The sequence below is a fragment of the Bradyrhizobium sp. LCT2 genome (assembly GCF_009931255.1).
Lineage (GTDB): Bacteria > Pseudomonadota > Alphaproteobacteria > Rhizobiales > Xanthobacteraceae > Bradyrhizobium > Bradyrhizobium diazoefficiens.
Map to the genome: position 1 here is coordinate 5,895,210 of NZ_CP034432.1, position 13,716 is coordinate 5,908,925.

The window sequence follows — 13,716 nt, forward strand, 5'->3', positions numbered from 1 at the left end:
TCGACCAGAATAACAGTCAAGGGAGAGCGTATATGTCGACATCGGTGAACGCAGGCAGCCGTCTTGATCGGCTGCCGATCGGGCCATTCCACCGCCGCATCATGCTGCTGATCGGCATCGGCATGTTTTTCGACGGCTTCGACATCTATATCGCCGGGACCGTGCTGAGCGTGACGCTGAAGACCGGCTTTTCGACGCTCGCCCAGAACGCGGCTTTCATCTCGGCGACCTTCGTCGGCATGATGCTGGGATCGTTCGGCACCGGCTTTCTCGGCGACCGCTACGGACGCCGCTTCACCTATCAATTCAATTTGCTGCTTTTCGGCATCGCTTCCCTCGCCGCCGCGTTCTCGCCGAACATGGCCTTCCTCATTGCCTGCCGCTTCGTGATGGGGGTCGGGTTAGGGGCGGAGAATGTCGTCGGCTATTCGACGATGACGGAATTCGTGCCCGCGCGCACCCGCGGAAAATGGCTCGGCTTCACGGCCGTCTGCGTCGTCACCGGCTTGCCGGTCGCCCTGCTGGTCGCATCGGTACTGGTGCCGCAGTTCGGCTGGCGCTCTATGTTCGTGCTCGGCGGCGTAGGCGCGCTCGTCGTCTGGTACAGGCGCAAGTCGTTGCCGGAATCCCCGCGCTGGCTGGAAGCGGTCGGTCGCACCGCTGAAGCGGAAGCGCTGATGCAGGCCATCGAGAAGGAGGCGGCGCAAGGCCAGCCCTTACCTCCTCCCGCAGCTACGGCACCGGCCCCAGTGTCCCCCGATCTCGGCACGCTGTTCACTGCTCCCTTGCTGTCGCGGATGATCGTCGGCGCCGTCTGCCTGATCACGATCAACACCCTGCTCTATGGCTTCGTGACCTGGCTCCCGGTGTTCTTCGTCAAGCAAGGGCTCTCGATCGCAACCTCGTTCGGCTACTCGCTGCTGATGGCGCTCGGCGCTCCCGTCGGCGCGGCGATCGGCGCATTGACCGCCGACCGCTGGGGCCGGAAGCCGACCATCATCGGCGCGTCGCTGATCGCAGTGGCGCTCGGCGTCCTCTACCCCATGATCTCCGATCCGATCCTGCTGCCGGCCGTGGGCTTTGCGCTGACGGTGCCGATCTACGTCCTGGTCGCGCTTCTGTTCGGCATCTACATCCCCGAGCTGTTTCCGACCGAGGTCCGCCTGCGCGCTTCGGGCATCGTCAACACGCTCGGGCGCGGCGCCACGATCGTCACACCATTCCTCGTGGTGTCGCTGTTCGAGACGCGCGGCGTGGCCGGCGTGATGGCGCTGATGATCGGACTGCTGGTGGTGCAGATCATCACGGTCTGGGCGCTCGGCATCGAGCCGCGGCATCGCAGCCTCGAGGAGCTCAAGGCCGAGGAATCGGCTTCGCCGGTGCTCAAGGAAGCTTCCTGAGCATCACTGTTCGCTGGTCTGCGGGCGCCCCGGCATCGACGTCGGGACGATCGCATAAGAAGGCGTGGCGGGAAGCTCGCCCGCGGCCCATCCTTCGAGACGCCCGCCTACGGCGGGCCCTCAGGATGAGATCGCGTTTTGCGGCGGGATGTCTGCCCCTCATGGTGAGGAGCCCGCCAAAGCGGGCGTCTCGAACCATGCAGGCCGAGTTCGTCCGGCAGTCTCCTGGCTCCCAAATGCGACCAGCCCCCGCCCCGACCGGCGGGCAGATCTGGTTCCCGTTGCGCTGCCTCCTCATCACGCTCCCAACATTGCATGTTCCATCCCCGGATCGGTTCGCCGAGACGACGAGATACAATGGAGTTCGTGATGACCGCAGATGCCGCTGCCTTGAACTACGGCTCGATCAGCGCACTTCTGAGCGCTCTGCACGCCCGCAAGATCTCTGCGTCAGAGCTGCTCGCGCATACGATCGCGCGCATCGAGGCCCTGGACGGCAAGATCAATGCCGTCATCGTGCGCGATTTCGATCGCGCAAAGGACGCCGCGCGCGCTGCCGACGCCGCGCTTGGCCGCGGCGAGCGCCAGCCATTGCTCGGCATCCCCGTGACCTTGAAAGAACCGTTCAACGTCGCCGGCCTGCCGACCACGTGGGGCTTTCCACATTTCAGGGATTTCAAGCCGGAGGAAGATGCCCTCGTCGTCTCGCGGTTGAAGGCGGCGGGCGCGATCATCATCGGCAAGACCAATATCCCGATCGGGCTGCGGGATTTCCAGAGCTACAACGACATCCACGGGACGACGAACAACCCGTGGGACCTCGGCCGGTCGCCCGGTGGCTCCTCGGGCGGATGCGGAGCGGCGCTGGCCGCGGGGTTCGGTCCGCTCTCGATCGGCTCGGATATCGGCGGATCGATCCGGGTCCCCTCGCATTTCTGCGGTGTGTTCGGACACAAGCCGAGCCTCGGCCTGGTCCCGCTGCGCGGATACAGCCTGCCGCCGGCGCCGCCCGTCCCCGGCCAGGGCGATCTGGCTGTCGTTGGACCGATGGCGCGTACTGCCTCCGACCTTGCGCTGGCGCTCGACGTGATTGCCGGACCCGACGAGACGCGCGACGGGATCGGCTATCGCCTTGCGCTGCCGGCGCCGCGACATGACCAGCTGAAGAATTTCAGGATCCTCGTGATCGATACCCATCCGCTGATGCCGACGGGCGACGCGGTGCGTTCCGCGATCGGACGGCTGGCGAAACGGCTCGAACGATCCGGCGCGGGGGTCGCGCGCGCGAGCACGTCGTTGCCCGATCTCGCAGAATCCGCGCGGCTCTACATGAAGCTGCTCAACGCCGCGCGAAGTCCGCGCCTGACACCGGCCGCCCTCGCGGAGGCGCAAGGACTTGCCGCCGCACTCTCGCCGGACGACCGCAGCCTGCAGGCCGAGCGCGCCCGCGGCTGGGGCATGATCCATCGTGAGTGGCTGGCGACCGATGCGGCCCGCCTGCAGTTGCAGCAGCGGTGGCAGCTCTTCTTCCGCGAGTTCGACGCGGTGATCTACCCGACGGCCGCCGTGCCGGCCTTTCCGCACGACCAGTCCGAACCGTTCGACGCTCGGCAGCTCGACATCGATGGAAAGCTCTACAACTACTCCGATGCGTGCTTCATCTGGGCTGATCCCGCATCGACCTGCGGCCTGCCGGCGACCGCCGTTCCGATCGAGCGCACGGCGACGGGCTTGCCAATCGGCGTCCAGATCATCGGGCCTTACCTCGAGGACCGCACGACGATTGCGCTGGCCGGGCTGATCGAGCGCGAGTTCGGCGGCTTCGTCCCGCCGCCGTCGCTCCCTGCCATGTAGTCCACAAGATGACAGAAGCCGGCGACGCTGGCAGCCGTCACGTTCTCCCGGCCGATTGCGCCTCGACCGCCTGCACGGCCACGCTCGCCACCTGCCGCAGCGCTTCGCGATCTGCGCCCGAAGACGCCATCACGCCCATGCCGACGGAGACCGCAGAGACGTAGCGCGCGAGCGCGGCGGGATCAGAGCTCGACTTGAGATCACCTTCCGCCTTGGCGCGAACAAAACGGTCGCGGAGCTGATCTTCGTTCTGAGCGCGGCGGGCGGCGAGTTCGAAGGGGACATTCTCGGAGCCGCTGCCGCAGGCGATGCCGCCCTGCACGAGCAGGCATCCGGGCGGATTGGCGGGATCGGTCTGCTTGTCGGCGATGCCCATCAGCATCCGCTCGGCGACCTCGCGGGCGGTTGGCGCCGAGACCACGCCGTCCATCCAGACGTTACGCAGCTTGGTGTAGCGGTCGAGCGCGGCCTTCAGCAGGCCTTCCTTGTTGCCGAAACAGGCGTAGAGGCTGGGCGGATTGATGCCCATGGCCTCGGTGAGCTGCGCGATGGTGGCGCCCTCATAGCCGTGGCGCCAGAACACTTCCATCGCTTGGTCCAACGCCGTTTCGGCGTCGAATTCCCGGGGGCGTCCCATGCCCATGTGCCTGTCTCCTCGGAATTCACGTTCTGCGTGAAGCTTAACGTCAAATCCTATCTATTTGTTCTAGCTTTATTTTCTCTTCCGCCTTCCAATGCTTGCGGTAAGCGGCTACAATTTTCTTAGCAAACGGTACATAAGTATCTTGCGCTGCGGTATCCAGCTCCACATCTGTAGTGAACACTACATATCTGGAGCGCGCAAATGCCCCCCTCCCAAAATACCTCTCGCCCTGGCCGTATCCGCCGCCTTCTCGGCGGCGCCGCCATCGTGGGCGCCCTCGCCGTGGCCGGTTCGATCGCGACCGGCCATTACTTTCGTGCTGCGCAGGCGACCGCAACGGCTGCCGCGGCCGAGCAGGCCGTCTCCGTCACGGTCGCGATGATCGAGCCACGGCCGACCGTGCTGTGGGATGATTTCTCCGGCCGGCTCGAGGCCATCCAACGCGTCGAGCTTCGTCCGCGCGTGGCCGGTGCGATCCTGTCGACCAACTTCACCGAAGGCGCGCTGGTGAAAGCCGGCGACGTGCTGTTCAAGATCGATCCGGCGCCCTACGCGGCCGAGGTCGACAAGGCCAACGCCCAGCTCGAGGCGGCGAAGGCGCGCGTGGTGTTCACCCAGAGCGAGCTCGAGCGCGGTGCGCAGCTCGTCGGCAACGCGGTCGTCACGCGGCGCGACTACGACCAGCGCGACAACGCCAATCGCGAGGCCATCGCCAACGTCAAGGCGGCCGAAGCGACGCTGCAGACCGCGAAGCTCAATCTCGATTACACCGAAGTGCGCGCGCCCGTGGACGGCCGCGTCGGCAAGATCGAGGTCACCGTCGGCAATCTCGTTGCCGCCGGCACCGCCTCCCCGGTGCTGACCTCGCTGGTTTCCGTCAATCCGATCTACGCGTCCTTCGATGCGGATGAAGAGGTCGTGCTGCATGCGCTGAACTCGATCGCGGACGCCTCCGGCAAGCGCGGCAATCTCGACCAGATCCCGGTGGAGATGGCGACCTCAGGCGGCCTTTCGGCGAAAGGCCATATCCAGCTCATCGACAACCAGGTCAACGGCCAGAGCGGCACCATCCGTGTCCGCGCGGTGTTCAGGAACGAGGACGGGCGTCTGATCCCCGGCCAGTTCGCCCGCGTGCGCATGGGCCAGCCGAAGCAGCAGACGCTGGTGATGATCGACGAGCGCGCGATCGGCACCGACCAGGACAAGAAGTTCGTGATGGCGGTCGGCGACGACAGCCGCGCGGTCTACCGTCCGATCACGCTCGGTGGTGCGGTCGACGGCTTGCGCATCGTCACCGCGGGCCTGAAGCCCGGCGATCGCATCGTCGTCAACGGCCTGCAGCGCGTGCGTCCCGGCGCCCTCCTCAAGACGGAGGTCGCGGCGATGGGCGCGCGGGGGCAGCAAGCGGCCAACCGCAGCAACCAGGACGTGGTGCAACGCTGACATCTTCCGTCATTCCGGGGCGCGCGTCGCGCGAACCCGGAATCTAGAAGTTACTGAACTCCGATCACTTCACCTCTAGATTCCGGGTTCGCGGGCTTCGCCCGCGCCCCGGAATGACGGTGGAGCTGTCCGGAGACGAGCAAGATATTGCCCAGGGGCGAGGCCATGAATCTCTCAAAATTCTTCATCGATCGTCCGATTTTTGCCGGTGTGCTGTCGGTCCTGATTTTCCTCGCAGGGCTCATCTCGCTGTTCGCGATGCCGATCTCGGAATACCCGGACGTGGTGCCGCCCTCCGTCCTCGTGCGCGCGACCTATCCCGGCGCCAATCCGAAGGTGATCGCGGAGACGGTGGCGACGCCGATCGAGGAGCAGATCAACGGCGTCGAAGGCATGCTCTACATGTCGAGCCAGGCGACCACCGACGGCGCGATGACCCTGACGGTGACGTTCCGCCTCGGCACCGACCCCGACAAGGCGACGCAGCTGGTGCAGAACCGGGTGCAGCAGGCCGAGCCCCGCCTGCCTGCCGTGGTGCGCCAGCTCGGCATCATCACCAAGAAGTCCTCGCCCGACCTCACCATGGTGGTGCATCTCTTGTCGCCCAACGGCCGCTACGACATGACGTATTTGCGCAACTATGCGGTGCTCAACGTCAAGGACCGGCTGGCGCGGATCGACGGCGTCGGTGACGTCCAGCTCTATGGTGCCGGCGACTATTCGATGCGGGTCTGGGTCGACCCGCAGAAGGCGGCCGAACACGGGCTGACCGCGAGCGATATCGTCAAATCGATCCAGGCGCAGAACGTCGAGGCCGCCGCCGGCGTGGTCGGCTCCTCCCCGAACGTCAAGGGAATCGACCTGCAACTGTCCGTCAATGCGGAAGGGCGGCTCGCGAACGAGGAGCAGTTCGGCGACATCGTGGTCAGGACCGGCGCGCGCGGCGAAGTGGTGCGCTTGCGCGACGTCGCGCGCATCGAGTTAGGGGCGTCCGAATACGGCCTGCGCTCGCTGCTCGACAACAAGCAGGCGGTGGCGATCCCGATCTTCCAGGCGCCCGGCTCCAATGCGCTCCAGATTTCCGACCACGTCCGCGCCACCATGGCCGAGATCAAGAAGAACATGCCCGAGGGCGTGTCCTACCAGATCGTCTACGACCCCACCCAGTTCGTGCGCTCCTCGATCGAGGCGGTGATCCACACGCTGCTGGAGGCAATCGCGCTGGTGGTGCTGGTCGTGATCCTGTTCCTGCAGACCTGGCGCGCCTCGATCATTCCGCTGCTGGCGGTGCCCGTGTCGATCGTCGGCACCTTTGCCGTGATGCACGTGTTCGGCTTCTCCATCAACGCGCTCAGCCTGTTCGGCCTCGTGCTTGCGATCGGCATCGTCGTCGATGACGCCATCGTCGTGGTCGAGAACGTCGAGCGCAACATCGAGGCCGGGCTGTCGCCGCGCGATGCCACCTATCAGGCGATGCGCGAGGTCTCCGGCCCGATCATCGCGATCGCCATGGTGCTGATCGCGGTGTTCGTGCCTCTCGCCTTCATCTCCGGCCTGACCGGGCAGTTCTACAAGCAGTTCGCGTTGACGATCGCGATCTCGACCGTGATTTCCGCCGTCAACTCGCTGACGCTGTCCCCGGCGTTGTCGGCACTGCTGCTCAAGGGCCACGATGAGCCGAAGGACCGGCTGACGATCCTCATGGAAAAGGGCCTTGGCTGGTTCTTCCGCGGCTTCAACCGGGCCTTCACGCGTTCATCGGAGAATTACAGCGGCACCGTCACAAAGGTGATCTCCGGCAAGGCCGCGGTGATGGGTCTCTACGTCGTGCTGGTCGGCCTCACCGCCTTCCTGTTCCAGCAGGTGCCGAGCGGCTTCGTGCCGGGCCAGGACAAGCAATATCTGGTCGGCTTCTCGCGGCTGCCCGACGGGGCAACGCTCGACCGCACCGAAGAGGTGATCCGCAAGATGAGCGACGTCGCGCTGACCCAGCCAGGTGTCGAGAGCTCTGTCGCCTTCCCGGGCCTGTCGATCTCAGGCTTCACCAACTCGTCCAATGCCGGCATCGTGTTCTCGACGCTGAAGCCGTTCGACGAGCGCAAGGGTGCAGCCCTGAGCGGCAATGCCATCGCAGCCGAGCTGAACAAGAAATACGCCGGCATCCAGGAAGCCTTCATCGCCATGTTCCCGCCGCCGCCGGTCAACGGCCTCGGCACCATCGGCGGCTTCAAGCTGCAGATCGAGGATCGCGCCGGCCTCGGCTATGAGGCGCTGAACGAGGCGACCAAAGCGTTCATGGCGGCGATGCAGAAGGCGCCGGAGATCGCCGGCGTGTTCTCGAGCTTCCAGGTCAACGTGCCCCAGCTCTTCGCCGACATCGACCGCACCAAGGCGCTCCAGCTCGGGGTGCCCGTGACGGAGGTGTTCAACACGCTCCAGATCTACCTCGGCTCCTACTACGTCAACGACTTCAACAAGTTTGGCCGCACCTATTCCGTCCGCGTCCAGGCCGACGCCCCGTTCCGCGCCCGGGCCGACGACATCCGGCAGCTCAAGGTGCGCTCGTCCTCCGGCGACATGGTGCCGTTGTCCGCACTGCTCAAGATCCGCCAGAGTGCGGGTCCGGAGCGCGCGATCCGCTACAACGGCTTCCTGTCGTCCGACATCAACGCGGCGGCCGCGCCCGGCTTTTCATCGGGCCAGGCGCAGGAAGTCGCAACGCGGATCGCAGCGGAAGTGCTGCCGCCCGGCTTTGCCTTCGAATGGACCGACCTGACCTATCAGGAGTTCATCGCCGGCAATTCCGGAATCTGGGTGTTCCCGCTGGCGATCCTGCTGGTGTTTCTGGTGCTGGCCGCGCTCTACGAGAGCCTGACCCTGCCGCTCTCGATCATCATGATCGTGCCGATGGGTCTGCTCGCGGCGATGTTCGGGGTCTGGCTCTCGAAGGGCGACAACAACGTCTTCACCCAGATCGGCCTCATCGTTCTCGTCGGGCTCTCGGCCAAGAACGCGATCCTGATCGTCGAATTCGCGCGCGAGCTCGAATTCGCCGGGCGCACGCCGATCCGCGCCGCGATCGAGGCGAGCCGGCTGCGGCTCCGTCCGATCCTGATGACGTCGATGGCGTTCATCATGGGCGTCCTGCCGCTGGTGCTCTCGACCGGCGCAGGCTCGGAGATGCGACGCGCGATGGGTGTCGCGGTGTTCTCCGGCATGATCGGCGTCACCGTGTTCGGCCTGTTCCTGACGCCGGTGTTCTATGTGCTGCTCAGAACCATCACCGGCAACAAGCCGCTGGTACATCACGGCAGCGACATCAGCGCCGCGCCGGTCCAGGGGCTTCATCACGAAGGCGCAGGCCACTAGATCAGGGAAATCCCCGAGATCAGCAGCAGAACGAGCACGGTCTTGCGAAAGACCGTCTCGTTGACGCGGTGAAAGGCGATCACACCGAGCGCGGAGCCGGCGAACAGCGCCGGCAGGCTGACCGCGAGATCGACGAAGACCTTTGACGACAGGTCCTGATGTCCGACCAGCAGCGCGATGGCGAAGACCTGCATCGCCGCGATGAACGGCTGCACCAGGCCACGCTGCTCGCTCTTGGGCATGCCGCGCATGTCGCACCAGATCGTCGGGATCGCGCCCGGCATGGCCGTCAGCCCGCCGACCAGCCCTCCCCCGAATCCGATCAGCGCAACCCAGTGCCGGCCGACGGCCTCGCCGGCCGTCACCAGCGTCGGACGCAGCAGCATGTAGGCGGCATAGAGCGCGACGATGACGCCGAAGCCGCGCCTGAGCAGATGCGTATCGGTGGACTGCAACAGCGACACAGCGATGGGAACGCCGATCAATCCGCCGACGATCAGCAGCAGACTGCCTTCCCAGCGGATGCTGCGCCGAAGCGCCCACAGATTGGTCGCCTGCACGCCGATGCTGCACGCCATCATCAGCGGCACGGCCTCCAGCGGCTGAAACACCCGGAGCAGGATGGCGCCGGCTACGGCCGAGAATGCGAATCCCGACAGCCCCGAAACAAAGGCGCCGGCGAATACGGCAACGCTGAGCAGAGCCAGTGTCGTGACATCAGGCACGGACCGTCCTCCGGTCAATCGTAGGGAATTTGCGAGACGGCAGCGTCGACGTTTTCCGAGCAAACTTGCGGTTCGCGTGGAAACGACACATGCATCGCGTGCGCGTGAGAGCGTTCCAGCATCGCAAGGCCAACCAGTTGAAGCGTGACGAGTGCCACGGTCGCGGCGATTGCGACGATGTTGACGTTACGCACGCTCGAACGTGGGGTCGCCGGCGGCGCGCTCGCTCGCATCAGATCCGTGGGCATTGTCTGCAATATCCTCTTTGTTGCTGACCGGAATGATTTCATTCAAAGGCAATGGGTCGTGCGGCTGCTCCAGCAGATGGCGATAGCGCAGCAACGCGCGCCGCGCGTCGATCGCGCGCTGCGCGCGGAACGCCGCGCCGATACGCGCGACGATGTCGCGGAACTTGCGAGCCAGAACCGGTGACGTCGTTCGCATGACAATCTCCTTTCGACCTACACCAGAGATTGACGGGATTCACTTCCGCTCGCTGTGAGTTGCTTCACAAAACACGAACGCGTCGAACAAGAGATCGTGTGACATCTCCTAGAGGGGCACGCGGCAAATCGCGTCATTCGATCGAATGACCCGCGATAACTTTCTAATGATGTGTCTGTTTGAACCTATGGCGGGCTGCAGCGACGCCGCCCGCGACGCGAAGGCGCGTCAGTGCAGGAGTGGATTGGAAAATCCCGCCACGAGCTTGACGAGATCCGCCTGACGAGAAACGCCGGTCTTGGCGAAGACGCGATGCAGATGCGTCTTCACCGTCGTCTCTGCGATGCCGAGCGCAATCGCCGTCTCCGGCACGCCGCCGACCTCGACGATCGACTGCAAGACCCTCAATTCCGCCGGCGTGAGGTCGAACGTGCGGTCGACGAGGCCGGCACACGAGCGGCCGTCGAGTTCCGCCTTCCAGACGAACAGGGCTCCGACGGCCGGCGTGCGCTCCGTCGCGCCATCACGCAGCAACGACGGCAGCGCGATGACGTTCGCGATATAGTAGGAACCGCCATCGGATCTCAGCGGGATTTTTCGACCGGCCGCCGCAGCTACGGCAACCTCGCCGGAGTCGCGGAAGATATCGCGCAGGGCCAGATTTGCCTCGGCGGATCGCGCCACGAGCCGGCCCGAGACCGACCGCAGGACGTCAGCCGCGGCCAGAATGGTTTCCGCGGCAGGATTGCTGTGGACGATATTGCAGGCGGCATCGAGCAGGATGACGCCGGCACTGAGCCGGTCCACGACATCGGCCAGCGCGATCGCTCGCTGCTGCTTTCGCTCGATCGCCCGGTTGATCAGCAGCGCCCGGCTGGCGTGCGCGACCAGCGACTGCATGCGCGCGCGCTGCTCCGCATTGAGCATCTCCCTGCCCGGGATCACCGTCAGCAACATCGGACACGGCGACTTCGACTGCTCCAGCACCACGTTCGCCACGTCGACATAGCCCTGTGGACGCAGCCATTCCTGATAGAAGCGGCCGCGGCGATATTCCTCGAAATTCACGAGATCCGGGATGTTGCGCACCTCGCCGTACCGGGGGAGCCTGGCGAGAGGATCGTAGCGGGCGTAGGTCTCGGAATAGAGCTGGATGTAGTGCGGATCGACCCCGCAATAGAAATGCGTCGCGCCGGACTTGCTGACCGGATCCTTCGAAATCAGGCCGCAGGCCTGGCTGCCGATGAACGCATTAACCATGACGACCACGTCGCTCCACAACTCAGGGTGGAGACCCGCGTCATATATACTCTCGATCAACTCGTCATGTTTGGGAGGTCGGGGCATTGGAAGAGCCAGTGGTCAAACATCGAGACTGTGGAATGTTCTTCGTGCCCGGCGGCCTAGTTGAGTCTGTCACGGGAGCAAAAGGTTCAACTCCGATCGTGATTTCACCGATCAGTTGACGAGCGGATTCGAGAATCCAGCAACGGGCAGCTTACGAGGTCCGTGCATGGCAATGAATGGCATGAGTGATCAATATCACCAAGCGTACCACAACCGCGGCACGCGGCATCCTCCGATCGGAGGATGCGCCGGCCGGGCGGATGGAGCCCGGCCAGCGTGCGTCGTGTTCAAGCCGCCGGGGCTAATGCCGGCTCAGAACGCGACGCGAACGCCGCCCCTCGCGGTGCCAGTGCGGCTCTGGTCGGACATCATCATGCCCTCGACCGCGCCGAACACGGACACGTTGCGGCTGGTACGGTAGTCGAAGCCGAAGCCGGCGACGGCACCCACCGTGCTGCGGCTACCTGGCGTCACGAAAGAGAAGTTCTGGCCGAGCAGCACCGTGCTGATGGTGGTGTCGCCGACGCGCTGGAGCGCGATGACGCCGCCATGGATGTTGGCCTTGAGCTCGCCGCCGGCGAGGCTGGTCACGCGGGACAGATCGACCTCGCCCGCTCCTCTGCAGCGTGCGGCCGCCGACCGACAATCCCTGCGCCGAGCCGGTCTCGCTATAGTCATCGAACCGGCCCGCGACGTAGCGCAGCCGCGCCGTCGGCGTCAGCAGATCGCCGTTGCCGTCACATTCATTTCCAGTCCCTCGGTCGCCGCCATCTCGCCCCACCGGCGCACAGGCACGTTGTCGGCAGCCCCCTCCAAACGGAGGAGGCTGCCGCTGCGAATTGGATTCGCTGAGCGCTAAAGTAGAAATGTCCGTCGTATTCGACTTGGACGGAGGCGACCGGGTCGCGGCTCAGAACGAACCGAGCGCGCTTCGCCCGGAACTGGTGCAGAGTTGTGACACCGCCTGCGCGGCTTACACTTGGTCCCAGCCCGCCCTCTCCGCGCTCTCGGCCCACACGGCGGCGCGATAGATCTCGCGCCCGCGGTTGTCCCTGACGCGGATCCAGGCGTCACGATCGCGCAGGTCGTCGCGCCAGACGAAAAGATGCCGCGCCATCTCGTCAGCCACCACGATGGTCGCCTTGGCATGTTCGAACACCATGCCGCCCGGGTCGATCTTCACGATATTGCCGACCAGGAGGTCGAAGAAGAGACGGTGCATTCAACACTCCGGCTTCAGGCGCCGTTTCCGCACGCAACGCTGCGTCATGATCTACTAAATCCGGTCGGGGTGCGTTACAGCGCTTCGCCGCTCCTGACGTCGCTCGGCGTCGCGCCATAGGCCCGCCGGAAGCAGCGGTTGAAATAAGAGAGATCTCCGAAACCGACATCGTAGGCGATCGAACTCACCGGCCGCTCGGCGAAGTCAGGCTCGCGCAGCATGCGATGGGCACGCTTGAGGCGTTGCTCGGTGAGGAAGGACGAAAAGGTCTTGCCGTCGGCCTCGAACAGCCGCTGGAGATAGCGCGGGGTCACGCCGAGCTCTTGGGCAACATTTGCCACCGAGATATCCTGCTGCCAGCAATTGTTGACGATGAGGAATTTCGCCTTCTGGAGTCGCGCCGCCTTGATGCCGCGCCGTCCGGTCGATTCCCGGACGTGATCCGTGGCGCCGAGAACGAGCGCCAGGAGATCATGCAGATGCGCGACGCCGAGCTGCCGCATCGCAGGCACCGCCAGCACCTTTTCGTGCACCAGCGCGATCGCGTAGTCGACGAGCAGCCGTAGCCCGGTGGTGCTCTCCGGGATGACGCGCATCACCGCATCGTCGACATCCACGATCATCGGGGCCAGCACGCGTCTCGGCACGCGCAGCGAGAAGCCGCTTCCGAGCGAGAGGCGCTCGAAGATCGTGACGTCCTCCGCGCTGGTCAGGACCGCCTCTCCCGCCCGAAGCCTCAAATCGTGTCCTCGCTCGGATATACCGAGAACGCCCGACCTGTTCACGATCAGGGCGAGACTGTCGTCGCCATCTGCAACCAGATGCTTCGTGCGAACGACCCGCGCTCCGCACAATCCCCCGATCAGCAACTGGGCTTCCGGCAAGACGTGGGACGTGAAGCTCGCCGCAGCCGGCTTTCCTTCCCTTGCCTCGACTTCCGCCTTCAGCACGCCGCGGCAGTAGAATTCGCGCAGGAGCGGTACGCGCTCGTCTTCGGGAATGTGGTCCGTTGAAACATTGAAAATTGAAAATTCATTCTTGCCGCTCACTGCAATCTCTCCAACCAACGAGCAGGCCCGGCCACGCGCTGTTATCTCCCCGCACCCGCGTTCGGTGCCGGTGCGCATTGTTCCGTGACGCACGCTGCCCTTCTCATTTTCAAGTGGCGGCCATATACGAAAGTATCAAATGATACGCGTCATACGTTCGGAGGACACACGCACCTTGCTCATCACAATGGATTGAGATTGCGCGAACTCATGATCCGCG

The 13,716-nt window shown here is 64.8% G+C and carries 12 protein-coding genes; 4 read left to right on the forward strand and 8 right to left on the reverse strand.

Going from position 1 to position 13,716, the window contains the following annotated elements:
• Positions 1-32: 32 nt before the first annotated feature.
• Positions 33-1,400 carry an MFS transporter gene (locus tag EI171_RS28340; RefSeq protein WP_161535294.1) on the forward strand — a complete coding sequence of 456 codons (1,368 nt, stop codon included), beginning with the start codon at positions 33-35 and terminating at the stop codon, positions 1,398-1,400.
• A gap of 369 nt (positions 1,401-1,769) precedes the next feature.
• A complete protein-coding gene (locus EI171_RS28345; RefSeq protein WP_246740273.1) occupies positions 1,770-3,254 on the forward strand; it encodes an amidase in 1,485 nt (494 codons plus the stop codon).
• Positions 3,255-3,291: 37 nt separating this feature from the next.
• Here EI171_RS28345 and EI171_RS28350 read toward each other — a convergent pair whose 3' ends face one another.
• Complete coding sequence (locus EI171_RS28350) at positions 3,292-3,897, reverse strand: TetR/AcrR family transcriptional regulator (protein WP_038966275.1); 606 nt, start codon at positions 3,895-3,897, stop codon at positions 3,292-3,294.
• A 201-nt stretch (positions 3,898-4,098) separates the two neighbouring features.
• On the opposite strand from EI171_RS28350, the gene EI171_RS28355 reads away from it, so the two are divergent.
• Together EI171_RS28355 and EI171_RS28360 are read left to right on the forward strand one after the other, a co-directional pair.
• On the forward strand, positions 4,099-5,340 hold the full coding sequence (locus tag EI171_RS28355; protein ID WP_028170927.1) for an efflux RND transporter periplasmic adaptor subunit: 1,242 nt from the start codon (positions 4,099-4,101) through the stop codon (positions 5,338-5,340).
• A 165-nt stretch (positions 5,341-5,505) separates the two neighbouring features.
• On the forward strand, positions 5,506-8,709 hold the full coding sequence (locus EI171_RS28360; protein ID WP_161535296.1) for an efflux RND transporter permease subunit: 3,204 nt from the start codon (positions 5,506-5,508) through the stop codon (positions 8,707-8,709).
• On the opposite strand, the gene EI171_RS28365 is transcribed toward EI171_RS28360, so the two are convergent.
• From EI171_RS28365 to EI171_RS28395, 7 genes are all read right to left on the reverse strand, one after another.
• Positions 8,706-9,434 carry a sulfite exporter TauE/SafE family protein gene (locus tag EI171_RS28365; RefSeq protein ID WP_161535297.1) on the reverse strand — a complete coding sequence of 243 codons (729 nt, stop codon included), beginning with the start codon at positions 9,432-9,434 and terminating at the stop codon, positions 8,706-8,708. The two genes, EI171_RS28360 and EI171_RS28365, sit on opposite strands and share 4 nt — an antisense overlap.
• A gap of 14 nt (positions 9,435-9,448) precedes the next feature.
• Positions 9,449-9,628, reverse strand: a complete 180-nt coding sequence (locus EI171_RS28370) for a hypothetical protein (protein WP_246740274.1) — start codon at positions 9,626-9,628, stop codon at positions 9,449-9,451.
• Positions 9,621-9,878, reverse strand: a complete 258-nt coding sequence (locus EI171_RS28375) for a hypothetical protein (RefSeq protein WP_161535299.1) — start codon at positions 9,876-9,878, stop codon at positions 9,621-9,623. Before EI171_RS28375 ends, EI171_RS28370 begins: the two co-directional genes overlap by 8 nt.
• Before the next feature lie 228 nt (positions 9,879-10,106).
• On the reverse strand, positions 10,107-11,225 hold the full coding sequence (locus EI171_RS28380) for a helix-turn-helix transcriptional regulator (protein WP_161535300.1): 1,119 nt from the start codon (positions 11,223-11,225) through the stop codon (positions 10,107-10,109).
• A gap of 312 nt (positions 11,226-11,537) precedes the next feature.
• The gene (locus tag EI171_RS28385; protein WP_161535301.1) at positions 11,538-11,816 is read right to left on the reverse strand and encodes a hypothetical protein; all 279 of its coding nucleotides are present in this window, start codon (positions 11,814-11,816) and stop codon (positions 11,538-11,540) included.
• 382 nt (positions 11,817-12,198) lie between these two features.
• Positions 12,199-12,447: a hypothetical protein gene (locus EI171_RS28390; protein ID WP_161535302.1), complete on the reverse strand. Its 249-nt coding sequence runs from the start codon at positions 12,445-12,447 to the stop codon at positions 12,199-12,201.
• A gap of 74 nt (positions 12,448-12,521) precedes the next feature.
• Positions 12,522-13,496: an AraC family transcriptional regulator gene (locus EI171_RS28395; RefSeq protein WP_161535303.1), complete on the reverse strand. Its 975-nt coding sequence runs from the start codon at positions 13,494-13,496 to the stop codon at positions 12,522-12,524.
• Positions 13,497-13,716 lie beyond the last annotated feature (220 nt).